At 47.4% G+C, this 25,877-nt stretch carries 24 protein-coding genes; all 24 read right to left on the bottom strand.

Going from position 1 to position 25,877, the window contains the following annotated elements; all coding sequences use genetic code 11:
- Positions 1-145: 145 nt before the first annotated feature.
- The 24 genes from mqnC to accA all read right to left on the bottom strand — a co-directional run bounded on the left by mqnC (position 146) and on the right by accA (position 25,869).
- Positions 146-1,255: a cyclic dehypoxanthinyl futalosine synthase gene (mqnC, locus tag ABMB67_RS10395; RefSeq protein ID WP_354572016.1), complete on the bottom strand. Its 1,110-nt coding sequence runs from the start codon at positions 1,253-1,255 to the stop codon at positions 146-148.
- Between the two features lie 67 nt (positions 1,256-1,322).
- Positions 1,323-2,252 carry a primosomal protein DnaI gene (gene dnaI / locus ABMB67_RS10390; protein ID WP_354572015.1) on the bottom strand — a complete coding sequence of 310 codons (930 nt, stop codon included), beginning with the start codon at positions 2,250-2,252 and terminating at the stop codon, positions 1,323-1,325.
- Complete coding sequence (locus tag ABMB67_RS10385; RefSeq protein WP_251224679.1) at positions 2,253-3,704, bottom strand: replication initiation and membrane attachment family protein; 1,452 nt, start codon at positions 3,702-3,704, stop codon at positions 2,253-2,255.
- Positions 3,705-3,812: 108 nt separating this feature from the next.
- The gene (gene nrdR, locus ABMB67_RS10380; protein WP_251192397.1) at positions 3,813-4,271 is read right to left on the bottom strand and encodes a transcriptional regulator NrdR; all 459 of its coding nucleotides are present in this window, start codon (positions 4,269-4,271) and stop codon (positions 3,813-3,815) included.
- 83 nt (positions 4,272-4,354) lie between these two features.
- Positions 4,355-4,753 carry a DUF1499 domain-containing protein gene (locus ABMB67_RS10375; RefSeq protein WP_251224678.1) on the bottom strand — a complete coding sequence of 133 codons (399 nt, stop codon included), beginning with the start codon at positions 4,751-4,753 and terminating at the stop codon, positions 4,355-4,357.
- A 130-nt stretch (positions 4,754-4,883) separates the two neighbouring features.
- Positions 4,884-5,267: an adenosylmethionine decarboxylase gene (speD, locus tag ABMB67_RS10370; RefSeq protein ID WP_285890606.1), complete on the bottom strand. Its 384-nt coding sequence runs from the start codon at positions 5,265-5,267 to the stop codon at positions 4,884-4,886.
- 392 nt (positions 5,268-5,659) lie between these two features.
- Positions 5,660-6,694 (bottom strand): glyceraldehyde-3-phosphate dehydrogenase, encoded by a 1,035-nt coding sequence (locus ABMB67_RS10365; protein WP_354572014.1) that lies wholly within the window; start codon positions 6,692-6,694, stop codon positions 5,660-5,662.
- Positions 6,695-6,947: 253 nt separating this feature from the next.
- Positions 6,948-7,547: a dephospho-CoA kinase gene (gene coaE, locus ABMB67_RS10360; protein ID WP_354572013.1), complete on the bottom strand. Its 600-nt coding sequence runs from the start codon at positions 7,545-7,547 to the stop codon at positions 6,948-6,950.
- 12 nt (positions 7,548-7,559) lie between these two features.
- Positions 7,560-8,195, bottom strand: coding sequence for a sporulation membrane protein YtaF (gene ytaF / locus ABMB67_RS10355; RefSeq protein ID WP_251223821.1), 636 nt, complete (start codon positions 8,193-8,195; stop codon positions 7,560-7,562).
- 63 nt (positions 8,196-8,258) lie between these two features.
- The gene (gene mutM / locus ABMB67_RS10350) at positions 8,259-9,086 is read right to left on the bottom strand and encodes a DNA-formamidopyrimidine glycosylase (RefSeq protein WP_354572012.1); all 828 of its coding nucleotides are present in this window, start codon (positions 9,084-9,086) and stop codon (positions 8,259-8,261) included.
- A 12-nt stretch (positions 9,087-9,098) separates the two neighbouring features.
- A complete protein-coding gene (gene polA, locus ABMB67_RS10345; protein WP_354572011.1) occupies positions 9,099-11,729 on the bottom strand; it encodes a DNA polymerase I in 2,631 nt (876 codons plus the stop codon).
- Positions 11,730-12,062: 333 nt separating this feature from the next.
- Entirely contained in the window at positions 12,063-12,998 is a 936-nt protein-coding gene (hflC, locus tag ABMB67_RS10340) for a protease modulator HflC (RefSeq protein ID WP_251223818.1), read from the bottom strand.
- Positions 12,999-13,952 (bottom strand): FtsH protease activity modulator HflK, encoded by a 954-nt coding sequence (gene hflK / locus ABMB67_RS10335; RefSeq protein WP_251223817.1) that lies wholly within the window; start codon positions 13,950-13,952, stop codon positions 12,999-13,001. It lies immediately after the preceding gene.
- A gap of 328 nt (positions 13,953-14,280) precedes the next feature.
- Positions 14,281-16,062, bottom strand: coding sequence for a two-component system histidine kinase PnpS (gene pnpS / locus ABMB67_RS10330; protein WP_354572010.1), 1,782 nt, complete (start codon positions 16,060-16,062; stop codon positions 14,281-14,283).
- Positions 16,049-16,783 (bottom strand): response regulator transcription factor, encoded by a 735-nt coding sequence (locus ABMB67_RS10325; RefSeq protein WP_251223815.1) that lies wholly within the window; start codon positions 16,781-16,783, stop codon positions 16,049-16,051. The genes pnpS and ABMB67_RS10325 overlap by 14 nt, the downstream gene beginning before the upstream one ends.
- A 305-nt stretch (positions 16,784-17,088) precedes the next feature.
- Positions 17,089-18,033 carry a malate dehydrogenase gene (gene mdh / locus ABMB67_RS10320; protein WP_251223814.1) on the bottom strand — a complete coding sequence of 315 codons (945 nt, stop codon included), beginning with the start codon at positions 18,031-18,033 and terminating at the stop codon, positions 17,089-17,091.
- Positions 18,034-18,086: 53 nt separating this feature from the next.
- Positions 18,087-19,349 (bottom strand): NADP-dependent isocitrate dehydrogenase, encoded by a 1,263-nt coding sequence (icd, locus tag ABMB67_RS10315; RefSeq protein WP_354572009.1) that lies wholly within the window; start codon positions 19,347-19,349, stop codon positions 18,087-18,089.
- Between the two features lie 90 nt (positions 19,350-19,439).
- Entirely contained in the window at positions 19,440-20,555 is a 1,116-nt protein-coding gene (gene citZ / locus ABMB67_RS10310) for a citrate synthase (RefSeq protein WP_354572008.1), read from the bottom strand.
- A 216-nt stretch (positions 20,556-20,771) separates the two neighbouring features.
- Complete coding sequence (locus ABMB67_RS10305; RefSeq protein WP_354572035.1) at positions 20,772-21,245, bottom strand: DUF441 domain-containing protein; 474 nt, start codon at positions 21,243-21,245, stop codon at positions 20,772-20,774.
- 124 nt (positions 21,246-21,369) lie between these two features.
- Positions 21,370-21,768, bottom strand: coding sequence for an FxsA family protein (locus tag ABMB67_RS10300; RefSeq protein WP_354572007.1), 399 nt, complete (start codon positions 21,766-21,768; stop codon positions 21,370-21,372).
- A 97-nt stretch (positions 21,769-21,865) separates the two neighbouring features.
- Entirely contained in the window at positions 21,866-23,620 is a 1,755-nt protein-coding gene (pyk, locus tag ABMB67_RS10295; protein WP_251223810.1) for a pyruvate kinase, read from the bottom strand.
- 25 nt (positions 23,621-23,645) lie between these two features.
- Positions 23,646-24,605: a 6-phosphofructokinase gene (gene pfkA, locus ABMB67_RS10290; RefSeq protein ID WP_251192380.1), complete on the bottom strand. Its 960-nt coding sequence runs from the start codon at positions 24,603-24,605 to the stop codon at positions 23,646-23,648.
- Between the two features lie 51 nt (positions 24,606-24,656).
- The gene (locus ABMB67_RS10285; protein WP_354572006.1) at positions 24,657-24,899 is read right to left on the bottom strand and encodes a hypothetical protein; all 243 of its coding nucleotides are present in this window, start codon (positions 24,897-24,899) and stop codon (positions 24,657-24,659) included.
- Positions 24,892-25,869, bottom strand: a complete 978-nt coding sequence (accA, locus tag ABMB67_RS10280; protein ID WP_251223808.1) for an acetyl-CoA carboxylase carboxyl transferase subunit alpha — start codon at positions 25,867-25,869, stop codon at positions 24,892-24,894. Before accA ends, ABMB67_RS10285 begins: the two co-directional genes overlap by 8 nt.
- Positions 25,870-25,877 lie beyond the last annotated feature (8 nt).

The raw sequence follows: 25,877 nt of genomic DNA, 5'->3' as shown, positions 1-25,877 counted from the left end.
ATATGCGAAAAGAGCGTTTTTTCTTAGCAGCGGCGCGCGAAGCCGACGCCCCGCCCCGAATCATCCCGAAAATGTTTATACGTTCTTCCTCCTAAAAAAAGCTGTCCCGGAGGCTCTCCCTCTGGAAACAGCTTTTTTGCGTTTTTTAGTTTTGCATAATAAAGTCTTTCTCCGCCTGCTCCTCGCCTTCAAACAGGTGAAGAATCTCATATTTCGTATTGCGCTGAGCCGGTATTTTCCCTGCTTCACGGATAAGCTTGAGAATTTGGTTCGTGTTGACCTTATGTGTAGTACCCGCTGCCGAGACGACATTCTCCTCCATCATCGTGCTGCCGAAATCATTGCAGCCGTATTGCAAGGAAAGCTTGCCGATCTCCGGGCCCATCGTTACCCAGGATGATTGAAAATTGGCGATATTATCGAGAAACAGCCGCGAGATCGCGACATTTTTTAAATAATCACGCGAGCTGAGCTTTTTCGTTTTCCACATTCCTGTATTTTCCGGCTGGAACAGCCAGGAAATAAAGGCGGTAAAGCAATTTGAACGATCTTGAGCGTCACGGACACGCTGGAGATGCAAAGCGCGCTCCTCATAGGATTCGCCAAAGCCGATGACCATCGTCGCCGAGCCAAACATCCCGACGCGCTTCGAAGCTTCCATCGCTTCAATCCATTGCTCCCACGTGATTTTCAACCGGCTGACCCGGAGCCTCGTTTCCTCCGTCAAAATTTCCGCTCCGCCACCGGGCATGCTGTCCAGTCCTGCTTCATGAAGCTCCCTTAAAACGTCCTCGACGCCAAGACCTGACACTTCGGCGATCTTCCATACTTCAGCCGGAGAAAAGGAATGCATCCAAATTGGGAAGCGCTTTTTAATTTCGCGCAGCAAATCGGTATAATAGCTGAGAGGGAGATCCGGATTCGTTCCTCCCTGCATTAAAATTTCCGTTCCGCCGACAGCGACGGTTTCTTCTATTTTTTTGAAAATCTCTTCATCTTTTAACACATAGCCTTCCTTGCTGCCAGGCGCCCGGTAAAACGCGCAAAAACGGCAATACGTGTCACAAAAGTTCGTATAATTGACATTTCGACCAATGACAAATGTCGTAATCGGTTCCGGATGCCACTTCTTCATGATCGTATTCGCCGCTTCGCCCATCTTTTCAACTTCGTCGCTCTCATAAAGAGCAACCGCATCTTCCATCGACAAACGCTCACCATTGACCGCGCGCTCTAAAATCGCATCAATGCTCATATATATCGTAACCCCCGAATCTTTCAAAATAGGATACTGTTATCGTATCATAGAAAAGCTGATTTATCTAACGTGAGCGGCGGTTTTTCCCTTCTACCGTCACAAACGCCGTGAAATGCTTGATCCGCTCCATAATCCGCTTCGCCTTCAGTTCCTCGGTCCCGCCGCGATCCGAGTAAGCGAGATGCTCCTCCAGCTCCTCATAATCATAATTGGACGTAAATAAGGTCGGCAGCTTTTCAAGCATGCGGTGCTGCAAAATCGCGCCGAGCACATCATCGCGAATCCAGCCGGAAATCGTCTCGGCGCCAATGTCATCAAGAATTAACACTTGAACGCTTTTGACCATATCCAGCTTCTGCTGAAAGCTGCCGTCGCCGATCGCCTGCTTCATTTCCCGGAAAAAATCAGGCGTATACACAATCATTGAGCCGATCCGCCTGCTCTTTAGCGCATTCATGACTGCGCCCATAATATGTGTTTTGCCGACGCCGAATTTCCCATAAAGATAAAGTCCCTCGCCATTCTCGCCGGGATTGGCATGAAGCGCAAACGCAAGCGCTTTGCGGCAGGCCTCTGCCCTGTCCTGATCGCGGTCAAGCGTATCAAAGCTCGCTGCAAGAATCTCCTTCGGCACATAGAGAGAGCGCATTAACTGCTGCTGCTGCTTCTTTTCATCCTCTTCACGCTTCAAGTGGCACGGATGGTAATGCAGGTCGAGCGCCCCTTTTTGGCTGATCAGTTCCGGTCGGTAGCCTTTCATCATGTTCGGACAGTTCGCAAGCCCCGGACACGTCTCGCAATGATAGCTTTCCTTGCGAAATTCATATAATTTAACAAGACCTTGCTCGATGCTTTCCTGGTTAATGTCCGGATTGCGCTGTAAAGCAGACTGGACGAAGGGGTCCGTCAGCAATTCCTGCATGGCACGGTCAAGCCGCTCTCTCAGGCTGCTGTTTTGCATCCAGTCCGTTAGCGATGATTGAATTGATTTCACTTAGCTCTCTCCCTTCCCCGCCTTACTTTTCTTCAGCTCCTCCAGCATCTCCTCAAAGCTTTTATCCCCTGATGCGGGAAGTTCATTTCGCTTGGCGGAAGAAGGGACCTCCGCTTTAGCGTCCTGCTCTTTCTGCTTTTCGGCGAGCAGCCATTTCGGCAGCTTGTCCCGCCGCGGGTTTGCTTTGCCTTTTGCTGATGCTTTCGGATAAGATCCGGACCGCCTGCTGCTTTGATTTGACTTATTCTGCTCGAAGAGGGCAAGCTCCATCGCTTCCTTCACCGTTCGTACTTTTTTTCTTGCCCAATGGCTCGCGATTTTATCGACCAACGCCTTGCTGAGCTTCATATCCTGACTCCAAAGAATAAAATCGAGCAGCACATTGATCACGCCTGGCAGCAGCTTATGATCAAGCATAAGCGATTCTATTATTTTAACATCCGCCGCTGCGACTTTGGCGCCGTCAGAGCGGATTTCAAGCAAGGTAAGTGGTGGCGTCGTTTCATAAAAATGGATGATCCGCTCTTCCTCTGTCGCAGGCTCACGGTCAGCCATGATCCGATCCTTAACTGGATGAGTCCGCAAGCCGAGAGCGGGCGGCTCTGTCCCTTGTTCAATTTTGTACCACTCCTGCACTTTTTTGCGCAGCTGCTCGCTGTTGACCTCCTCCTCATGGATAAAGGTCTGTTGGACGATACTGCTCATCTCCAGCGGCTCGATTTTATAGACAAAGGCGAGCCTGATAATCGCCGACTTGATCTCTTCCGTCAACGCCGAGTCCGGGACAATCGACTTCGATAAGCTTTTTTCAAACAGCTCAAAGTCGAATTGATTCGAAACAAAGGTGACATCCTGTTCATCCTGCCTGCTTATGAGCGCTTTTCGCTCATCAATATGCAGCACCTTCCCCGTTTCCGATTTCAGGTTCGAGACCATTTCAGAATGATGGAGCGACGCGTACACCTCATCAAAGGCGTATGTCAGCTCTGTATAGTCATCACTGGCCACTTCATCAAGCATGAAGCGCTCACGCAGCTGACGGTAATACGTTTTGCCGAGCCGATTAAACAAATAAACGCTAAGAACATCATTTTCAAAAAACTGCTTTGGTGTCATCGGAGGCTGCAATTCATATAAATACGTTGACCCTTCCTCGTCTTTGCGCTTAAAGGTTTTCAATAAACCAATCGCCTCCAGCTTCTTCCGCTCCTCATAAATCACCTCAAGCGACTCGCCGAGCAAAAGCATCAGCTGACGATGAATAAGCTCCCCGCTCCAGTATTGATCACGTTCAAGCTGGGAAAGAAGCGTCATGTAGAGGCTGTGGGCACATGCTCCGATTAAAGGCTGATACAATAAAGTAAGCGTCAAACGATCCTGTTCGGCCAGGTAATAGCGCGTCCGAACCGTAAATCGATCAACGGGTAATAACTCCTTCCAATGCCATGTCACCAAAGGTCCCCTCCTTTTCATGATGTCTGTCATGCTTCCTGATTGATATGAGCAAGTCAAAGCAGCGTAAAAAGAGCTTGCAGCGCTAGTTCGCTTTAAGCTCCATTGTTACTCGTTCTTATTCATCAAATCGGTCAGCTCTTTAATAAACACATTAATATCTTTAAATTGACGGTACACCGATGCGAAACGTACATAAGCGACATCGTCGACATCCGCAAGACGCTCCATGACCAGCTCTCCGACATCATGACTGTGTACTTCGTTTTTTCCTCTGCCGCGCAGCTCCCGTTCAACACTGCCGACGATCTGTTCAAGTGTTTCGAGCGAGACCGGTCTTTTTTCACATGCCCGGATCAAACCGCGAATGATTTTATCCCGGCTGAATTCTTGCCGCGTTCCATCTTTTTTGACAACGATAAGAGGAACCTCTTCGACCATCTCAAACGTCGTAAAGCGGTGATTGCAGGCTTCACATTCCCGGCGGCGGCGAATGGAGCGCCCTTCATGACTTGGTCTTGAATCAAGAACCCGAGTTCCATTATGGTGGCAGGCAGGACAACGCATTAAATCATCTCCACTTTCCCCAGTCGTACTTTAACATTATTATCTTTCATCATATAGAAAAAAGGAATCGCTGACAAGCATCGTTATGATAATTCGTCCCCTAAACCTGACCCTATGTAAGGCAAATTTTGATCTAATGCTTTGTAAAAAGCCATTATCGCTTTCCGACTTTGTCCAAAATCCGACGGGAGCACGGTATCGATCGAGCAGGACACATCGACTGCTGTCCGAAATGGTTTGACCGTAATGACCGTCACGATAAAAAGGGTTTTCCCGTTTGCGCTTGTCGCGACAATTTCACCGCGCTCCGCCTCGACTCTTTTCACCGTCCATTGCTGCTCTTGGATAACCTTCTCGGCTGCTTCGAGCGCCTTGTCCTTCGTCGTTTTATAGTAGCGGGTCTTCAGTTCATTCAGCGGGTGACGTTCAGCTGTTTCCGTCCGTTTGCTAAAGAGCTGCCCGAATGTATCCTTCAGCGCCATTATTTCCTCTCCTGTCCTTGTTGGCTTGATGTCCTTATCATACCATACCCAGCTTGCCAAAGCGTAAAAAGAGGACGGAATTGCTTAAAGGGGTGCCCCAAAAGCTACCGCTTTTAGGACACCCCTCTTCTTATAGTGCTTGTACTTTTGATTTTTCAATTTTGACCGGGCCCATTCCTCTAGGTACCTCAATCACTTCTGTTGTGGTAGCTCCAAGGGCCTCCGCAATATAATTAGATGCCACGTTAGGATCGATGCGATCTCCACACGTATAAACATCAATACTCGCATAGCCATGTTCTGGAAAGCTGTGAATCGTCAAGTGAGATTCAGAGATAATCACGACCCCGCTCACACCATGCGGCGCAAACTTATGGAAAGCAACCTCCCGGACTTCCGCTCCTGACTTTAATGCAGCATCCACAAAAACCTGTTCAATATAGCTCATATTATTCAACTTCTCCACGTTACAACCCCAAAGCTCAGCAATGACGTGACGACCCATTGTGTCCATAAGTTGAATCCCCCTTTACAAAGAAATGTCATGCCTTCTCAAACATGTAGGAACGTCTGTTTACACGGGGGAAAGTTAGTCCAAAGAGGTCCTAACCCTTTCTGCAAAAGAATCATCCCTAATTAACTGTAATTGAAGTTCACGAAAATCAGTATACTTCGTTTGTAAATTGATTGCAACAGTTAGAATTAAATTTTTTTGAAGACTTTTGCCAAGCAAGGATACTCGTCCCATCACAACAGCAAAAAGGAAGGAGCCCGGGGCAAAAGGTGGATTTTCCCTTTTTCCCCGGGCTAAGGCAGCGCCATGTTTTTTATCTCAACCGAGCTTCCTACCCAGCCCCTACTAGCATGTCTCGAAGCGCCCGGCACTATGCATTGATCGCAACTGCTTTAGGAAGCAGAATGAACCTCTTCCTTTACTGACAGCTTTTGGGCGACAAGATGAAGCAGATCAACAACGCGGCAGGAATAGCCCCATTCATTGTCATACCAGGCAAGTACTTTCACTTGCCGCTTATTCATGACCATTGTCGACAAGCCATCAATGACCGACGACTGTTCTTCCCCGTTAAAATCAATCGATACAAGCGGTTCATCGGTAAAGCCAAGAATTCCCTTCAAAGAACCGGCGGCCGCCTGCTGCAACGCTGAATTGACTTCCTCGACGGTTACGTCCTGCCGCACGGTCACGACAAGATCGACAAGTGAAACATTCGGTGTCGGAACACGAAGCGCCATTCCGTTCAGCTTCCCTTCGAGCTGCGGCAGCACTTTTGAAATCGCCTTGGCTGCCCCGGTCGAAGTCGGAATAATCGACTGTCCGCAGGCACGGGCACGTCGTAAATCTTTGTGCGGATTGTCAATATTTTTCTGATCATTTGTATAGGAGTGAACCGTTGTCATCAGTCCGCTTTCAATCGAAAACGCTTCGTCAAGCACCTTGGCGACAGGAGCCAGGCAATTCGTTGTACAGGACGCATTTGAAATAATGTGGTGCTTGTCGCTATCATAAGACTGATCGTTAACGCCAATCACGATTGTCTGGTCCTCTTCCTTCGCCGGGGCGGTGATGATTACCTTTTTTGCGCCGGCCTGGAGATGATAGCCTGCAGTTTCCCGTGTTTTGAATTTCCCCGTTGCTTCAATGACAATATCGACGCCAAGCTCCTTCCACGGCAGCTCACGCGGATCTCTTGATTGAAGCAGTTGAATTTCTTTTCCATCTATAATAAGCGAATGCTCTTTCGCCTCCACCTTTAAAGGAAAGGTTCCATGTATGCTGTCATACTTAATGAGATGAGCCAGCGTTTCTGCAGGGTAGCTCGCATTAATCGCTACGATCTCAACTTCTCTCTCCTGCATTGCCTTTCGAAATACCATTCGACCAATCCGCCCAAATCCATTAATGGCTGCTTTTGCCTTCATTAGAACGACTCCTCTCAGAAATAAGCTATACTTTATATCCTCTATTTTCAAAAATAGTATATCACATTATATGATTAAGTACGATTATTTTCTGCCCAAAAGTGAAATTTGTTGCATTTTTGGATGAATGTCAGGTTACAAATGACCCAAAACAAAAGAAATCGAATGACTTCCAGTCGTTCCATAACGAAAAAAGAGCCGGTAAAAAGGGCAAATCGCCTTTTAACCGGCTCCACTAACCTGAAATGAGCTGTCAGGACACGCTGACTCCCCATCGCCGCAAAATTTCTTTCAGCTGTGCCTCAGTCTCCTCTTTCGACCCTGAATTGTCAACAACCGCGTCCGCCTGCTTACGCTTTTCCTCCAAGGGCATTTGCGACGCGATTCGTTTACGCGCGTCGCTTTCCCCCGCCTGGTCACGTGCCATCAGCCGGGAAAGCTGCGTCTGTTGATCAACATAAACAAGCAGCACTTTATCAACTAAGTAAAATAGCTCACTTTCAAACAGAAGCGGAATGTCATACACGATTGTCGTCTCCCCTTGAGCGAGATAATCGTCCTTCCATTCGGCCATCCGCTTCCTGACAGCCGGGTGAATGATCCCGTTCAGCACCTTCCGCTCAGCCTCATCCTGAAAAATAATCGCCCCGAGCTTTTTTCGCGCAAGTGTTCCATCCTTATTCAACACATCCGGGCCGAAATGATCGACAATCTGCGCCAGCGTTTCAGTTCCCGGCTCGACAACCTCGCGCGCCGCCTGATCGGCATCAATGACCGGAATCGAATAAGAACGCAGCATCGCACTGACCGTTGATTTCCCGCTGGCAATTCCACCTGTTAAGCCAATAAACAAGACGCATCCTCCTTACAAGCTGCACACCCCTAATGTAATCAACAATAGACCAGGCAAAAATGAAAATTTCTTCAACCATCGTGAATCAGAAAAGCGGTAGCCGCTTCTCATCCCAAGCGTAATAAACAACGCGCTCATACCGGCGACGCTGATCGCCATCCAGACAGGAGAAAAGCCGATCAGCGCAGCGCCAAGTCCTGCTCCAAAAGCATCGAGGGATAGCGCAATTCCGAGCAGTAACGCCTCAGGTCCATTAATCGTCCCCGAATTGTCAAAATCGGCAATCATCGGTTTCCGTAAAATACGTATCACGACACCGAGCACTTTAATTTCAAAGTTGAGAATGACTTCATCTTCTTTTGTTTTTTCAGTGTTTTTCGCTGGCCTATAGACTTGATAAAGGGCCCAGGCTCCTATCGTTATTAAAATGATTCCTCCAATAGACCCTGCCACCTCCGGCGAGAGGTAGGCTTCCATGATCGTACCAAAAAACATCGCAACCAAAATCGAAACAGCCGAACACGCCGCAATAAACAGCAAGGATCGCCAAGGAAGCTTCATTTTACGCAACCCGTAGGTTAATCCGACACCAAAGCTGTCAAGACTAACGGCAAGGGCAAGAGTCAATAAGGAAACTATTTCAATCATCGTGATAAGCCCCTTCCTTTTCAACGCTATGATAGTATATGGCAGGGGCCTATTCGATGTACGTTACTTTTTTTGACAGTTTGCGCAGAAATGCGTTCCTCGTCCGCCAACAACCGTTTTGCTAATGACAGTCCCGCAGCGGATGCAAGCTTCATCTTTTCTTCCATATACTTGCAGCTGCTGTTGGAACATTCCCATCTCTCCTTGGCCGTTGACATAGGACTTGATCGAGCTTCCTCCCTGGTCAACGGCATCCTGCAATGTCGCAATAATCGCCTGATGAAGCCGGACAATCTCTTCTTCCGTTAAGGAAGCCGCCGTTCTTTCAGGATGAAGGCCAGCGCGAAACAACGCTTCATCGACGTAAATATTTCCAAGTCCGACCACTGTTTTTTGATCAAGCAAGAACACTTTTATTGACCTGTTTTTATGTCGGGTTGCTTCATATAAAAGCGCCGATGTAAACCGATCCGACAACGGCTCAATTCCGAGCTGCGAAAGAGGCAGTGCTCCCTCCTCCTCACCCTTTTTAAAAATGTGCATCGTCCCAAACTTCCGCACATCCTGATAACGAAGCTCAGTCCCGTCGGTAAAGGTGAACAGGACATGAGTATGTGGCAGCACCTCATCGGTCGCCTGATAAAGCCCGTAGCGCCCTTCCATCCGCAAGTGAGAGACAAGTGTCAGTTCATCCAGCATAAACAGCAAAAACTTCCCTCTTCGCTTCATCGCACGAATCGTCTGGCCCACTAAGGCATCCTGAAACTGCTCAACCTCGCGTGGCTGCTTAATAATATTCGCCCATCTCACCTCGACGGCGTCAATCGTTTTGTTTAAAACGAGTGTTTCCAATGTTCTTCTGACTGTTTCAACTTCTGGTAGTTCCGGCATCCTTCTCTCTCCTTACTTCGCGTCATACCATGTATCGCCGAATGACACATCGGCTTTCAACGGAACCGCAAGCTCCATCGCCTGTTCCATCACATCCGGAACGAGCTTCATCACCTCGTCCAGCTCCGCTTCCGGCACTTCAAAAATCAATTCATCATGCACTTGCAGCAGCATGCGCGTCTTCAGCTTCTTATCATCGAGCGCGGCGGCCATATCAATCATCGCCTTTTTAATAATATCGGCAGCCGTTCCCTGAATCGGCGTATTCATCGCCGTCCGTTCGGCAAAGCTGCGTTTATTGAAATTACGGCTTGTCAAATCCGGCAAATAGCGGCGCCGCTGCAGAAGGGTCGACACATAGCCTTTCTCCCTTCCTTCTTCGATGATAGTGTCCATATATTCTTTTACCTTCGGGTAGCTTGCAAAATAGCGCTCAATAAAGGAGGCCGCTTCTTTTCTCGTAATACCGAGGCTTTGCGACAATCCGTAATCACTGATTCCATATACGATGCCGAAATTCACGGCTTTCGCGCTCCGTCGCATATTGGCCGTCACTTCCTCTTTTTCGACATGAAAGACATCCATCGCTGTTTTTGTGTGAATATCCATGTCCTTCCGGAACGCTTCGATCAACCGATCATCCTTGGAAATATGCGCTAAGACGCGCAGTTCAATTTGCGAATAATCGGCAGCGACGATCTTCCAGCCTTGTTCAGACGGCACGAAGGCCTTGCGGATTTTCCGGCCTTCTTCTAAACGGATCGGGATGTTTTGCAAGTTCGGATCGGTTGAGCTTAAGCGACCCGTTTGTGTCAATGCCTGGTTAAAGCGGGTATGGACTTTCCCTGTTTCCTTCCGCGTCACTTTAAGCAGTCCTTCAATATACGTCGAGCTTAATTTGCCAAGCTGTCTGTAATGTAAAATATGCTCAACAATCTCGTGCTGGGGCGCCAGCTTTTCCAATACATCAGCTGAAGTCGAATACCCGGTCTTTGTTTTCTTGATTGGCGGCAGCCCGAGCTTTTCAAACAAAATTTCCCCGAGCTGCTTCGGCGAATTAATATTGAAAGCAACACCGGCAAGCTGATGAATCGTCTGCTCAAGCTCCTGAAGTCTGCCTTCCAGATCTTCGCCCATCGCCTTCAATTGCTCCGTATCAACCTTCACACCGGTCGTTTCCATATGACCGAGGATAACGGAAAGCGGCATTTCGAGCTCGCGGTAAAGCTTCTCCTGCTCGTTCTTCTGCAGTTCTTCTTCCAGTAGCGGTTTGAGCTGATAAAGCGCGTGCGCTTTGCGGGCAAGGTGCAGACCAAGCTTGTCCTGCTCCGGCACTTTCAGCTTCGCTCCCTTCCCGTATACGAGTTCATCTTCCTGCACATCCTCGATCCCCTTCCGCCTCGCCACATCGGTTATTTCATGGGAGGAGAGCGACGGATCAAGCAAATAAGAAGCCATTTGCACGTCGAAATCAATTCCTTCAAGCAGCAAATCACGCCAGCCGAGCACGACAACCGTCCGCTTTGCGTCAAAGACCCACTTTTTCGCTGTTGCATCCTTCGCCCATTTGCGGAACAGCTCCGACTGTAAGGCTACCTCTGTCGGCACGAAAAAATGACCTTCTTTGTTTGAGATGGCGATTCCTTCGATTTCAGCCTGATGATAATTTTCCTGCAATACTTCTACAATTAATGCCGCCGGACTCGTCAAATGTCTTTCTTCAATTTGACTAACGGTCTCATAGTCGAGCGCAGCAAGCTCTTTTTCCTCTTCCTGCGTGTCGTCGTAGGCAAATTTCGCCAGCAGCGATGAAAAATCAAGCTCCTTCAGCAGAGCGACAACCTGCTTCGAATCGTAATCGCCGAATCGTAGCTCTTCCAGTTCCTTCTCGTAAGGCACCTCCGTGTAAATCGTCGCCAGCTCTTTGCTCATCAAAGCCTGCTCTTTATGCTCTTCAAGCCGTTCCTTCATCTTCTTGCCTGAAATTTGATCGATCGAGGAAAGCACCTTTTCTACCGTACCAAACTCCTTTAACAGCTTAAGCGCCGTCTTTTCCCCAATCCCCGGCACTCCGGGAATATTGTCGGAGCTATCTCCCATCAGACCTTTCATGTCGATAATTTGTTCAGCTGTTATGCCGTATTTTTCGTCGAGCAATGCTTGATCGTAATAGTCAACTTGAGTAATTCCTTTTTTCGTCAAGGCAACCGTAATTCGTTCCGATACGAGCTGCAGCAAATCTTTATCACCTGAAAAAATCTTTACTTCCCAGTCTTTTCCTGCCGCCTGCTTCGCTAATGTTCCGATAATGTCATCCGCTTCGTAATTATCAGCTTCATAACGGGCGATGTTAAAGGCATCAAGCAGTTCTCTCACCAAAGGAAACTGTTCGGACAGCTCAGGCGGCGTCTTCTGCCGGCCACCCTTATATTCACTGTAGGTTTGATGACGGAACGTCGTTTTGCCCGCGTCAAAGGCGACGAGCATATGCGTCGGCTTCTCTTCTTCAATGATTTTCAACAGCATCGTTGTAAAACCGTAAACAGCATTCGTATAAACACCTTTGTCATTATTTAACAAAGGCAAGGCAAAAAAAGCGCGATACGCAATGCTGTTTCCATCTATTAATATGAGCTTCTTCAATCGAAAGGCTCCTCTCTGTTTCAATTTTCGCTGCTTCTATTGTAGCATAGGCGCGTAAAAATGAGAAAAAGAGGGCATGTCAAAAGGATTTGCTTTCCTTTTAACACGCCCCTGAATTTTGAAAAACTCCAACCTTTCCCTTGGCAAGGACTCCGCCCGGGCGCCATGGAAAAAACCGTTCCTTGGCTCAAAGCTAGTTGTGGCTTCGTTCTGCGCAAAGTCGCTACCGAAGAAACCCGCTTCGGTAGCGACTTTTTAAACCCTCGCGCAGACTTCGCTCACTACTTCGAGTTTTTGCCAAAAGGGCAAAATCCACCCTTTTGGCAAAAACTCTTAATCAATATACCCCATCAGGATGCGGGCGTATGGGGAGTCGGCCGGTAGTACGATGACGGTGTCGTCGCCGATTGTTGTTTCATAGGATTGGAGAGTGCGGTACAGCTGGTAAAATTCCGGGTCGCGGCCGAATGCGTCATTGTAAATGCGCGCGGCTTCTGCTTCCCCTTCCCCGATGATTTCATTGGCGTCTGCTGTCGCCGTCGCAATCATTTCTTTCACTTCCCGGTCGGTATTGGCCTGAATCCGGTTCGCTTCTGCTTCCCCTTGCGCCAAATACTCCTGAGCTGTCGAATGACGTTCCGATATCATCCGGCGGTAAACCGCTTCTTCATTCTCAGTAGGTAAATCTGTTCGTTTCATTCTGACATCCGTTAAAAGAATGCCGTAATTGTTTCGTTCAAGAGCTTCATTCACCCGGTTAAGCACGAGTTCATTAAAGTTTCCTCTAGTCGGCGTCATCTCTTCGTTGATAATTTCATCAAAATCGAGCTGCCCGAGCTCCGCCCGAATCGCGGAGAAAATCAATTCACCCATGATCGCTTCTGCCTGCTCCAAAGTGCGGGCATTGGCGATCATCATTTGCGGGTTGTCAATTTTCCAAATCGCATAATGATCGGCGAGCATCCGCTTTTTATCACGCGTGTTGATTTCAGCTGGAGGAATATCATACACCATCTGATATTTCGGTAATGTCGTCACCGATTGAATGAATGGCAGCTTATAGTTTAATCCCGGCTCGTCTTCGATCCGTACGACCTCCCCGAACTGTCTAACTACCTTATATTCGCCTTCTTCGACAATGAAGAGGTTGCTGATAATGATCGCCAAAATGGCAATTAACACAGCAGCAATTGCCGCAAGCTTAATATATTTACGCCATTCTCCGTTAGGACGGCGTTCATTTAAATCGACAATGTTTTCATCGCTCATTTAGTTCGTTCCTCCTTCTGCAGCAGCTTCCGCGCGCCGCTCAAGCGGTCGAATCGGTAAATAACTTACTGTATCCCCGTTGCTGTCCATAATATAAATTTCTGTAGACGGCAATACATTTTCCAGAGTCTCCAGCACAAGCCGCTGGCGTGTGACTTCAGGGTTGACTAAATACTCATCATAAAGCGCCTCAAATCGGGCGACATCCCCACGGGCCCGCTCAATTCGCTCGGTACGCGTTCCTTCTGCCCTGGACATAATCGCGTCCTTTTCCCCTTCGGCGACATTAATCTCTTGATTGCGGTACTTCGTCGCTTCATTAATCTTTGTTAAACGCTCTTCACGCGCGTCAGTCACTTCCGTAAAGGCGCGGCGCACTTCTTCAGTCGGAAGCTCAACGTCCTGAAGCTTCACATCCTGAATGCTCACGCCGATCTGGTACACTTCCAGCAATTCAACGAGATTTTCGAAAACCTTCGCTTCGATTTCTGGACGCTGATCGGTCAGCGCATCATCTATATTCGAGCTGCCGATCACCCCGCGTAATGAAGCAGAAGTTGCATTGTAGAGCACTTCCTGTGGATCCTCCGTACTGTATAGAAATTGCTCCGGATCGGTAATCCGCCATTGGACGGCCAAATCAGCAAATAAAATATTTTCATCGCCCGTAATCATTTTGGCCTCATTCGTAAATTCAATCAGTTCACCTTCATTTTCTTGATAACCTACTTGAAGGTTATATGTACCCCGGGATAAAATCTCCACTTTTTGAATCGGCCAAGGCATTTTAAATTTAAGACCGGGTTCTGTAATCGTTTCGTCCACCTTACCAAAGGTAATCAGGGCAGCTTGCTCTGACTCGTCGACAATATACCAGCCAGTAATTAAAAATAAAGCTAAAATGGCAATTCCAATTAACGAAACAAACCCTACCAACAGTTGCTTAATCGTCATCTTATCATCCTTCCATTCTTTCTACCTCTATTTACGAGTATGCAAAAATAAAGGTTTCATTCTTTTTGAAGATTCCTCACCCTTTTCTCACATTCTTATTCATTATAGTACAAAGAACTGAAGAATTGGGTAGAAAGAAATTGTAAATTGTCGGCAAGAACGAAAAAAAGGACGGAAGCTAAAGGGGGTGCTTCCGTCCTGCCTAAGGGGATGTAACAACTTCACAAAAAGGAGTCCTCTTTGTCAAGCATGATAAAACCGTTCAGTCTTTATTTTAGAAAACAAAGGTTAAGCAGGAATGAACATCATGTAAAAAGTTTGTAAAGCCTTAAACCGATTGTTCTTCTTCCTGTGTACGGGGAAACGTCAAGCTGAAGCATGTACCCTCTCCAGGCTTGCTTGTCACATGAATGCTGCCGTGATGGGCTTCCACGAGATGTTTGACTATTGCCAGCCCTAAGCCGGTCCCTCCGGAATTCCGGCTCCTTGCCCGGTCCACACGATAAAAGCGTTCAAAAATACGCGGAATTTCTTTTTCGCTGATGCCGACACCTGTATCCTGCACAAGCAATTCAACCTCGCTTTCCTTTCCATGAAGGAAAAGATCAATTTGCCCACCATCCGGGGTGTAGGTGATCGCATTGTTGACCAGGTTGATGACAATTTGCTTCATCCGTTCCGGGTCACCTTCCATTTGGCTGTCCCCCTGTGTATGAAGCAAAAGTGAGATCCCCTTCTCCTCCGCCTTTTCCTTTAAAATGACAATAACATCCTCAATCACGCGCTCGACATTCGTCGGCTGCCAGTTCAATTCAAAATACTGCTGCTCAATCCGCGACAGCTCAAGAAGATCATGAATTAATCCTTGAAGACGTTCGCTTTCCTTATAAATGATATTTAAAAACTTCTCCCGTAATGGAGCGGTCTCCATTGCCCCATCAAGCAAGGTCTCACTAAATCCTTTAATCGACGTAACCGGCGTTTTTAATTCATGGGAGACATTGGCGACAAAATCCTTCCTGACCTGCTCAAGCTTTTTCAACTCGGTAATATCGTGGAGGACAAGAGCAATCCCGGTCAAACGGTCATTCCGGCTCATAATCGGCGCGGCATAAATATCGAAATGCCTGATTTCCTGCTGAACGACAAAATGGACTTGCTTTCTCTGTTTTTTCTCCGTAATAAAAATCGCCTGGACAATTTTATTCAGCTCTTTATGTTTAATGACATCATGATAAAGCTGATTGATCCATAAGTCGGTATTCTCCTGAAAAATATCGCGGCAAGTCCGGTTCATTAACGTAATATCCCCGCGGACGTTGATCAGAATCAGTCCGCTTCCCATATTCTCAATTAATGTCTCCAGCCGCTCCTGCTGTGTTTGATAGCGGGTTGTCATTTGCTCCAAATTATGGGCAAGTACATTGATGGAACGGGTCAGCTGGCCGATCTCATCTTTTCTGCCTTCTGACGTCCGTGCTTTATAATTCCCTTCAGCCAGCTCATTGGCTACCGCGGTTGCACTTTCAATCGGAGAAATCATCTGGTTCGCGACGCGATAAGTGACCGCGACAATAATAATAAAAGCAACGGAAAAGCTGATCGCCAAAATGCCCCAAATCGTCTGATTCATCTCAGCCAGCGTTGTCGTCGGAAGCCCGAGCCGGACGAAGCCGATTTCTTCATTTTGATCATCGACAATCGGAACCGCGTAGTAGAGCAGTTCTTCTTTCACCGTTTCACTAAAACGAATACTTCTGCCTTCTTCTCCCGCCAGGATCGCCCGGATTTCAGGTCTTAAATCATGCCTGTCCATTAACGCCGGGTCCGTTTCCGACTCGCCGACGACCGAGCCATCAGCCAGAATAATCGTCACCCTAGCCTGCAGCTCCTCGGAAAAATCAATCGCCAGCTGCTGAATCTCCTCTGAAGCAAGATCCTCCTTCGCCAGCATATACGCCGTTAAATCAGCTTCTTTTTTCAGCCGTTCGGTCAGGCTGTTTAAATAAAAATCCTCGTAAAGCTGTCCAATAATAAAGCTTAGACTCGCCATGACGATTAATGTGATACTGACGACCGCAAGAACAAGCCTGAATCTAAGTCTTAGCATGGAGCTGTGGTTCCTCTAATTTATAACCAAGTCCGCGAATGGTCTTAATATAAATCGGTTTTTTTGTGTTTGGTTCTATTTTTTCACGCAAATGGCTAATATGAACGTCGACAATTCGCGTATCGCCGACAAATTCATAATCCCATACGGCATTTAACAACTGATCACGCGTAAGCACCCGGCCCTTATGGTTCGCCAAATAGAGCAATAGTTCAAATTCCTTCGGGGTCAGCTCGAGCACCTGGTTCTGGTAATGCACTTCGTAGTTATCCGGGTAAATTTCAACCTCTCCGCATGTCAGGACAGTAACAGCCTCTTTCGCAGTTTCTTCCTTTTGCGATAAAGACGACTGCTGCTCGACTCTTCGTAAAATAGCACGGACTCGGGCAACAACCTCACGCGGGCTAAACGGCTTTGTCATATAATCGTCAGCACCGAGCTCAAGACCCAGTACTTTATCGAATTCATCATCCTTTGCCGTCAGCATTAAAATCGGCGTCAAAATCTTTTGCTGACGAAGCTGCTTGCATACCTCAATACCGTCTAGCTCTGGTAGCATGAGATCAAGAACGATCAAATCAAATGGCTCCGAACTGGCGAGCTTCAATGCTGTAGCCCCATCCATTGCCGTAGTGACATCATATCCTGACTGCTCCAGATTGAATTGCAATAATGTAACGATTGATTCTTCATCATCCACTACCAATATACGCTGTGACATCATTCCATCCTCCAAACGTAAACTTCCCCCAAAGTTTACGTTAATAGTTGTAACGGTTTTCCCTCTTCATCCTTTTTTAATAGTATATCAAAAAAGAGACTGCTTTTCCTTGTTAGAACAGCTTTTTTCTAAGAAAACGCTCTCTTCTCCCCCAGGAGACGGCGCGAAGCCAATCGGTTGCTGTGAATTTCAAAAAAGAGAGGCTGCCTGAAAGCGAACGCTTCTAAGACAACCTCTCTTCATGTAATTGGAAGGTGCATCGTTTCTTTCTGCACGAGCCTTCAACCGTGATCCTTGTTTTCTACCTACTCTTTCGGCAATGCTTCCATAACGTTACGGATCGATTGAATCGATTTGGCGAGAGCCGCTTTTTCATCCTCAGTTAATTCAAGCTCAATCACCTTTTCAATTCCATCTCCACCGAGAATCGTTGGAACACCGGCATAAATGTCTTCGTAGCCATACTCGCCTTCAAGGTAAGCAATTGTCGGAATGACACGCTTTTTATCCTTAATGATCGCTTCCACCATTTGTGTAAGTGAAGCAGCAGGCGCGTAGTAGGCACTGCCGTTTCCGAGCAAGCCGACGATTTCGCCGCCGCCTTTGCGTGTCCGCTCGACGATTGCATCAAGACGGTCCTGCGGAATCAGCTTCTCCAGTGGAATGCCACCGGCATAGGAATAGCGGATAAGCGGAACCATATCATCGCCATGCCCGCCAAGAACAAAGCCGCTAATATCTTCTACCGACAAGTTAAGCTCCTGGGCGACAAATGTCCGGAAACGGGCTGTATCAAGCACTCCGGATTGGCCGATAACCCGGTTTTTCGGGAAGCCGGACTCTTTGTAAACCGTATATGTCATCGCATCAGCCGGATTCGTTAAGACGATGATATAACAATTCGGCGAGTACTTCACAACTTCTCTCGTTACGGCCTTCATAATTCCCGCATTTGTATTGACCAGATCATCGCGGCTCATTCCCGGCTTACGAGCAATCCCCGCCGTAATAACAACGACATCTGAGTCCTTTGTATCTTCATAATTTGAAGTTCCGACAATCGCTGAATCGATTCCTTGAACAGGAGTCGATTCAAGCATATCCAATGCCTTTCCTTTTGTCGGGCCTTCCATTTGTGGAATATCTAATAACACGACGTCTCCAAGTTCTTTTTGGGCAACCATCAGAGCTGTTGTAGCTCCAGTAAATCCACCGCCAATGACTGAAATCTTGCGACGCTTTATTGCCATCTGCATCCACTCCAATTTTTATTTAATAATCTAACCTCTTATCCGTTTCCTGATTAAAGGTTCTTAATTAATTCATCTGCAAAACCAGAGCATGATACTTCTGTTGCGCCATCCATCAGACGGGCGAAGTCATATGTGACGACCTTGCTGGCAATCGTTTTATCCATTGACGCCATAATAAGATCAGCCGCTTCTGTCCAGCCAAGGTGACGAAGCATTAACTCACCGGAAAGAAGAACGGATGAAGGGTTTACTTTATCAAGTCCGGCATATTTCGGTGCTGTACCGTGAGTCGCTTCAAAAATAGCGTGTCCTGTTGCATAGTTGATGTTCGCACCAGGTGCAATACCAATTCCGCCAACTTGTGCCGCAAGCGCATCAGAAATGTAGTCACCATTCAAGTTCATCGTAGCGACAACATCGAACTCTTTTGGACGAGTAAGAATTTGCTGTAAGAAAATGTCGGCGATTGAATCCTTGACGATGATCTTTCCAGCTGCTTCGGCATCTGCCTGTGCTTTATTTGCCGCGTCTTTTCCTTCTGCTTCGGCAATCTTGTCGTATTGAGCCCATGTGAATACTTTATCGCCAAACTCGCGCTCAGCCACTTCGTATCCCCAGTTTTTGAAGGCTCCTTCAGTAAACTTCATGATGTTCCCTTTATGCACAAGCGTCACGCTCTTGCGGCCTTCATCAATCGCATACTGAATTGCTGCACGAACCAGTCGGTCTGTTCCTTGCTCAGAAACTGGCTTAATTCCGATACCAGACGTTTCAGGGAAGCGGATTTTCGTTACACCCATTTCGTTTTGAAGGAAATCGATAAGCTTCTTCACTTCGTCTGAGCCTTCTTTGTACTCAATACCTGCGTAAATATCTTCAGAGTTTTCACGGAAAATGACCATGTCTGTATCTTCAGGACGTTTTACCGGTGAAGGAACACCTTTGAAATAACGAACCGGACGAAGACATACATAAAGGTCAAGCTCCTGACGAAGGGCAACGTTTAATGAGCGGATTCCGCCGCCGATTGGAGTCGTTAATGGCCCTTTAATCGCGATAACATACTTGCGAACTGCATCAAGTGTTTCTTCAGGTAACCATTCACCCGTTTGATTAAATGCCTTTTCACCGGCAAGAATTTCTTTCCATTCGATTTTCTTTTCGCCATTGTATGCTTTCTCAACTGCCGCATCCAATACTCTGGAAGCTGCCGCCCAAATGTCAGGACCAGTTCCATCTCCCTCGATGAACGGGACAATCGGGTTATTTGGTACTTCAAGAACACCATTATTCACTTTGATTACTTCTGCCATATTTAATGACCTCCTTCATATATTGTAAAACAGCAAGGAATGAAAAAATGCTATGTACAAGGAGGGAGTTGCTCCTCCTGCTGTACGCGATTAACGTTGTTCGACCGGCACGTAAGAGCGCTTATCGTGACCAACATATTCAGCGCGCGGACGAATTAGTCTGTTGTTGCTATACTGCTCCAGAATGTGGGCAAGCCAGCCTGATGTCCGGCTTACGGCGAAGATCGGAGTGAAAAGATCATGCGCAAACCCCAAGGAATGATAGACGCTCGCCGAATAAAAATCGACGTTAGGCAACAGCCCTTTTTCCTCGGTGATCATCTTATCAATTTTAACAGACATTTCATACCATTTTGGTTCGCCGGTAATTTCAGTTAGACGTTTGGACATTTCGCGCAAATGTTTCGCACGCGGGTCGCCATTTTTATAGACGCGGTGACCAAAGCCCATAATCTTTTCTTTATTATCCAATGCTTTACGGATGTAAGGCTCAACATTTTCAATCGTGTCGATCTCCGTCAGCATCTTCATCACACCTTCATTTGCTCCACCGTGGAGAGGACCTTTTAAAGCGCCAATGGCTGCTGTCATTCCAGAATAAACATCAGATAAGGTTGCCACGCATACACGCGCTGTAAATGTGGAAGCATTCAACTCATGATCTGCATGTAAAACAAGTGCTTTATTCAAGGCATTCACAGCAATTTTATCAGGCTCTTCGCCAGTCAACATGTACAAGAAGTTGGCGGCAAAGCTCAAGTCATTACGGGGTGCCACCGGCTCAAGACCGTCTCGCAAGCGTGAGAAAGCTGCCACGATCGTCGGAATCTGAGCCTGGATTTTAACAGCTTTAAGACGGTTTGCTTCCTCTTCCATCACATCAGCTTGTTCATCAAATAATGCCAGACTTGAAACGGCCGTACGCAATGCAGCCATTGGATGGACTTTATCTAACGGAAGTGCTTTCATCTGCTCGATGATCTCTTTTGGAATTTCTGCATGGTCAGCCAGCTGCTGTGTAAATGTCGAAAGCTCATCCTTTTTCGGTAAATCGCCATTCCAAAGGAGGTAAATCACCTCTTCAAAACTCGCATTATCTGCTAAATCATCAATGTCGTACCCTTGATAGGTCAGGACACTATCAATAATTGAACTAACACTTGAAGTCGTTGCTACAATACCCTCTAGACCACGAGTTGTACTCACATTAACCTCTCCTTTTCTCTAATGTTCTTCCTTGGCCCCGAACTAGTAAATGCTTACATTTACAACCAGTAAACATAAGCGCCGCTATGTAGGAAGATGTTGACACAGTTCATTATACCGATTTATTACGCTTTTGTGAACGTTTTACGTTAAACTAATTCTCGACAATCCGATCACTTTGCCCGCTTTACCTGGATGAAGCCGCTTTTCTTCGCATTAGCCGCCGAGCTTTGAAAAGAATTCAACAGCTCTCATTGCCAAGTACGCAATCCCAGCTCCAATTAACGGGCCGACCGCAACACCATTGAATAATGTCACAGCGAGAATCGTTCCAAAAACGAGAGCCGTCGTAATATGAGGATCTGTCCGCAATAAATCAAGCCCGCTTGCTGCAATTAAGGCGACAAGAATACCGGCTCCGAGCGCAATCCACGCATAAGAGGAACGCACCGCTTCCCCAAGCTGCTTAAACCCGATTTCGCCAGTAACAATCGGCGTTAAAACGGCAATCGTAATGACCGTGACGCCAATATTAATTCCCTTTTGCTGAATAAAAGGGAATACTTTATCTCCTAAACCTACCCATTTCAAAAGCAACAGGCAAACAACCGCAACGATTAAAGACTGGTTTTTCGCCATGATCGCGATCGCTAACAAAATAAGCATAAAAATCGACGCCTGTGAAAACAAAAAACAATCAACCTTCTTCCTAAAACAATCTTCCTCATACTGCGTTGGCCGTTCCAACATCCATAGCAATGCCTGTTTATCATACCATAATCCTACAGGATTCGCCATAACCGCCCAGCTTCTGTTACCTTCGATTACTCATAATAATAAAGTTTCCATTTTTGATGAGACGATGAAATATTTTCAGCAGCAGTGCTTTCGCAACCGTTCTCGTTTGCGGAATAAGCAAAAAGAAACCGATCGCATCCGTAATGAATCCAGGGGCGAGCAAAGCAATCCCTCCGATAAGAATACAAATCCCATCAAGCATCACTCCACTCGGTAATTGTCCTTGCTGTGCCTGCATTTGAGCGAGCCTGATCGTCTGCAATCCTTCCCGCTTCGCAAGCCAAGCCCCTAAAATTCCCGTTGCGATAATCAGAAGAATCGTCGGCCAGACACCAATCGTTCGTCCTGATAGGAGCAACACCGCGATTTCAAGCGCGGGCACAACAATAATAAGCAACAACAGGAACCGAAACATCTGAGCTTCCTCCTTCCGCCAACCTCATTTCCTGTTAAGGAAAAAAGTTTGTCTCAACAGACATTCGGCTTACTTGAGACAAACTTTCTAATTCCGCTTAAAGCACGCTCGTATGGCCACGATAAATATCGCCGCGCGCACTGTCTACTGTAATTTCCTCCCCATCTTCAAACAGCTCCATTGCCCCTTCGACTCCGACAATGACAGGGGTACTCAAGTTAAGACCGACGACCGCCGCGTGAGAAGTCAGTCCACCTTCTTCGGTGATCACGGCCGCGGCCATTTCAAATGCCGGAATCATATCCTTATCCGTACTGTACGTAACAAGGATTGAGCCTTCTTTCATTTTCTCATTGGCCTCAAAAGCGTTTCTCGCCACCACTACTTTCCCTGATGCCGTCCGCCGGCCGATCCCCTGGCCTTTGGCAACGACCTCGCCAATAACATGGACCTTCATAATATTTGTTGTTCCCGTTTCCCCGACCGGTACCCCCGCCGTGATGACGACCAAATCACCTTGTGCCACCATCCCTGACGATACTGCGGATTCCACAGTCGATTCCAGCATTTCATCGGTGGAAGCTGCTTCTTTGCCAAGAACAGGATAGACACCCCACACGAGGTTCAGCCTGCGGATGACGCGCTCGTTGCTCGTGACGGCAACAATTGGCGATTTCGGGCGGTATTTTGAAACCATTCTTGCTGTATAACCGCTCTCAGTCGCCGATAAAATAGCAGCCGCTGACAGATTAGAGGCAGTATGGGCGACCGATTGGCCAATCGCGCTCGTAATCGTGATATTCGCTTCCTTCGTTTTCTTACGCAGCATCGCTTCATAATTCAATGCTTCCTCGGTCCGTCGCGCAATGTTGTTCATCGTCTGCACGGATTCAACCGGATAATCACCGGCCGCCGTTTCACCCGATAGCATGATCGCGTCTGTTCCATCAAAGATCGCGTTGGCAACATCACTGGCTTCCGCTCTTGTCGGGCGCGGGTTACGCTGCATCGAATCAAGCATTTGTGTCGCCGTGATAACCGGCTTTGCGGCGTAGTTACATTTTTTGATCAACTGCTTCTGTACAAGAGGCACTTCCTCGGCAGGGATTTCAACACCGAGATCCCCACGGGCGACCATCAACCCGTCTGACACTTCTAAAATTTCGTTGATATTGTCGACACCTTCCTGATTTTCAATCTTCGGGATAATATGAATATCCGTCCCATTATGTCGTTCAAGAAGCTCACGGATTTCCAGCACGTCGGTTGCACGGCGGACAAACGAAGCCGCGATAAAGTCAACCCCCTGCTCAATTCCGAACTTAATATCAGCCGCATCCTTTTCGGTAATCCCCGGCAAGTTCACGCTGACATTCGGCACGTTGACGCCCTTTTTGTTTTTCAATGTCCCGCTGTTTAAGATCTTCGTAACAATTTCCTCGTCACGGATTTCCACGACCTCCAAGCCGATCAGTCCGTCATCGAGAAGAATTTTCGAACCTGGGTGAACATCGTCGATTAACCCCGGATACGTGATCGAAATCTTCTCCGCATTTCCAACTACCTCTGTCATGGAAATGATTAATGTTTCACCCGCCTTCAGTTCGGCTACTCCCCCCTCCAATGTTTGCGTCCGGATTTCCGGTCCCTTCGTATCAAGCAGGATCGCTACTTTTTGCCCGGTGCGCTTCTCTGCTTCACGAATATTTTCAATCCGCGCCCCGTGCTCCGCAAAATCACCGTGTGAAAAATTCAGCCTGGCGACATTCATACCAGCTTCAATAAGGGCAACAAGCTTATCGATCGATTCACTCGCCGGTCCAATCGTACATACAATCTTCGTTTTTCGCATATTAGCCTCCTAAAATAGTCATTGTTTAAATCGATAACTCCTGTGAGAGCTTGTACATCTCCTGGTCAATTGTATGCGGACGGGATAAAGCTTCGTTTATATCATGGTAGACTAGTTCATTACGCTGAATTCCGACAGTTACACCAGCTTTCCCATCAAGCAGCAGGTCAACCGCTTTAGCCCCGAGCCGGCTTGCCAGTACACGGTCAAATCCGGTTGGTGAGCCGCCGCGCTGGATATGGCCGAGCACAGTAACACGCGTCTCCATCTTCGTTGCTTCCTGAATGCTGCGGCCGAACTCAAATCCGCTTCCGACTCCTTCCGCTACAACAATAATACTATGCTTCTTCCCCCGGTCTTGTCCACGTTTTAATCGGGAGATAATCGCGTCAAAGTCATAGTCTGCTTCCGGAATCACGATTGTTTCCGCCCCATCAGCAAGCCCCGACCAAAGCGCCAAATCACCGGCATGCCGTCCCATGACTTCAATCACATATGTACGTTCATGCGAAGTTGCCGTATCGCGGATTTTATCTATCGCATCAATGACGGTGTTTAACGCCGTGTCAAACCCGATTGTGAAATCCGTCCCCGGAATATCGTTGTCAATCGTTCCTGGGACACCGATCGTTGGAAATCCGTGCTCGGTTAATTTTTGCGCCCCGCGGTATGAACCGTCTCCGCCGATCACGACAAGCCCTTCAATCCCAAACTTCTCCAGCTGGGCGATCGCCTTTTTTTGTCCTTCTTCTGTTTTAAATTCTTCACAGCGTGCTGTATATAAAATCGTGCCGCCGCGATGGATGATATCGCCTACAGAGCCGAGCTCCATCTTCTTAATATCACCCTCGATTAAACCGGCATATCCGTAAGAGACGCCATATACTTCCACCTCATGATAAATCGCTTTCCGCACGACAGCCCGAATGGCAGCGTTCATTCCTGGAGAATCGCCCCCGCTTGTCAGAACTCCGATACGTTTCATTCTATGTACCCCCTCGACTTGTTTTGGCAAAGTGTTTGTTCTTCTTTCCCCTTACCCTACTTTTTGGACTTGTAATAGTATCTTGCTCTCAATTAAAAAAAATACCATTTTCACCGCCGGAACACAATACAGATGATTGAGCGAGCCATCAAAAGAGGAGACGGCGCCAATCGACTTCTCTACTGCCTGAAAGCCACGCCCCGTACAGGTTTCAAAGATTTTCAGCGGCCCTGGATAGCACATAGAGGGTGTCCCAAAAGCCAGCACTTTTAGAACACCCTCTCCTTTATTCAACAGGCATGACATCGTTTACAAGCCCGTATTCTCCAATTTTTTTGTACTTTTCATAGCGATTTTCAATTAGTTCTTCTTCAGACAGCTTCGATAATGCTGTCAGAGAAGCCGTCAATACGTCGTCTATCGCTTCTGCCTGTCGCTTGACGTCTTTATGGGCACCGCCCTTAACTTCATGGATAATTTCATCAATAATCCCTAATTCTTTTAAATCCGGCGCTGTAATTCTCATTGATTCTGCCGCCTTTTGCGCCAGCGAAGCATCCTTCCAAAGGAGAGCCGCTGCCCCTTCCGGCGAAATAACGGAATAGGTCGAATTCTCGAGCATATGAACATGATTGCCGACACCTAACGCCAGCGCTCCGCCACTGCCGCCTTCCCCAATCACGACGCAAATAACAGGCACCTTCAATCCGGCCATTTCAAGCAGGTTTCTGGCAATCGCTTCACTTTGACCACGCTCTTCAGCAGCCTTTCCAGGGTAGGCTCCTTTTGTATCGATAAAGCAAAAAATCGGCCGATTAAACTTCTCAGCCTGTTTCATTAAGCGCAGCGCTTTCCGGTACCCTTCAGGATGAGGCATTCCGAAGTTGCGGCGAATGTTTTCTTTTGTATCTTTTCCACGCTGATGACCAATCACCGTGACCGGTCTCCCGTGAAATTTCGCGATGCCACCGACAATCGCCTCATCATCGCCAAATAAGCGGTCGCCATGGAGTTCAAGAAAGTCGGTAAACAAATGCTCGATATAATCCAACGTCGTCGGCCGCTCGCTATGACGGGCCAGCTGAACCCGCTCCCAAGGCTGCAAATTGCCGTAAATCTCTTCCTCCAGCTTCTGCAATCGTCTTTCCAGTTTCACAATTTCATCGGTTAAATCGATATCTTTTTCTTCGGTGAAATGCCGAAGCTCACTGATTTTATTCTTCAATTCGGTAATCGGCTTCTCAAAACCTAGTTCACTCGCCATGCTTGAGC

It is taken from the genome of Halalkalibacter oceani (assembly GCF_040544555.1).
GTDB classification, from domain to species: domain Bacteria; phylum Bacillota; class Bacilli; order Bacillales; family Bacillaceae_D; genus Halalkalibacter; species Halalkalibacter oceani.
This window is presented reverse-complemented; position numbering and strand designations above follow the sequence as displayed.

Coding starts and splice junctions, on each gene's coding strand:
- mdh (WP_251223814.1), bottom strand. CDS start 18,033: ATGGCAATAAAGCGTCGCAAGATTTCAGTCATTGGCGGTGGATTTACT.
- pnpS (WP_354572010.1), bottom strand. CDS start 16,062: ATGCTAAGACTTAGATTCAGGCTTGTTCTTGCGGTCGTCAGTATCACA.
- ytaF (WP_251223821.1), bottom strand. CDS start 8,195: ATGATTGAAATAGTTTCCTTATTGACTCTTGCCCTTGCCGTTAGTCTT.
- mutM (WP_354572012.1), bottom strand. CDS start 9,086: ATGCCGGAACTACCAGAAGTTGAAACAGTCAGAAGAACATTGGAAACA.
- ABMB67_RS10375 (WP_251224678.1), bottom strand. CDS start 4,753: ATGGCGCTGAAGGATACATTCGGGCAGCTCTTTAGCAAACGGACGGAA.
- ABMB67_RS10325 (WP_251223815.1), bottom strand. CDS start 16,783: ATGTCACAGCGTATATTGGTAGTGGATGATGAAGAATCAATCGTTACA.
- icd (WP_354572009.1), bottom strand. CDS start 19,349: ATGGCAGAAGTAATCAAAGTGAATAATGGTGTTCTTGAAGTACCAAAT.
- mqnC (WP_354572016.1), bottom strand. CDS start 1,255: ATGAGCATTGATGCGATTTTAGAGCGCGCGGTCAATGGTGAGCGTTTG.
- accA (WP_251223808.1), bottom strand. CDS start 25,869: ATGGCGAGTGAACTAGGTTTTGAGAAGCCGATTACCGAATTGAAGAAT.
- ABMB67_RS10300 (WP_354572007.1), bottom strand. CDS start 21,768: ATGTTTCGGTTCCTGTTGTTGCTTATTATTGTTGTGCCCGCGCTTGAA.
- nrdR (WP_251192397.1), bottom strand. CDS start 4,271: ATGCGTTGTCCTGCCTGCCACCATAATGGAACTCGGGTTCTTGATTCA.
- pfkA (WP_251192380.1), bottom strand. CDS start 24,605: ATGAAACGTATCGGAGTTCTGACAAGCGGGGGCGATTCTCCAGGAATG.
- hflK (WP_251223817.1), bottom strand. CDS start 13,952: ATGACGATTAAGCAACTGTTGGTAGGGTTTGTTTCGTTAATTGGAATT.
- ABMB67_RS10365 (WP_354572014.1), bottom strand. CDS start 6,694: ATGAAGGCAAAAGCAGCCATTAATGGATTTGGGCGGATTGGTCGAATG.
- pyk (WP_251223810.1), bottom strand. CDS start 23,620: ATGCGAAAAACGAAGATTGTATGTACGATTGGACCGGCGAGTGAATCG.
- hflC (WP_251223818.1), bottom strand. CDS start 12,998: ATGAGCGATGAAAACATTGTCGATTTAAATGAACGCCGTCCTAACGGA.
- speD (WP_285890606.1), bottom strand. CDS start 5,267: ATGGACACAATGGGTCGTCACGTCATTGCTGAGCTTTGGGGTTGTAAC.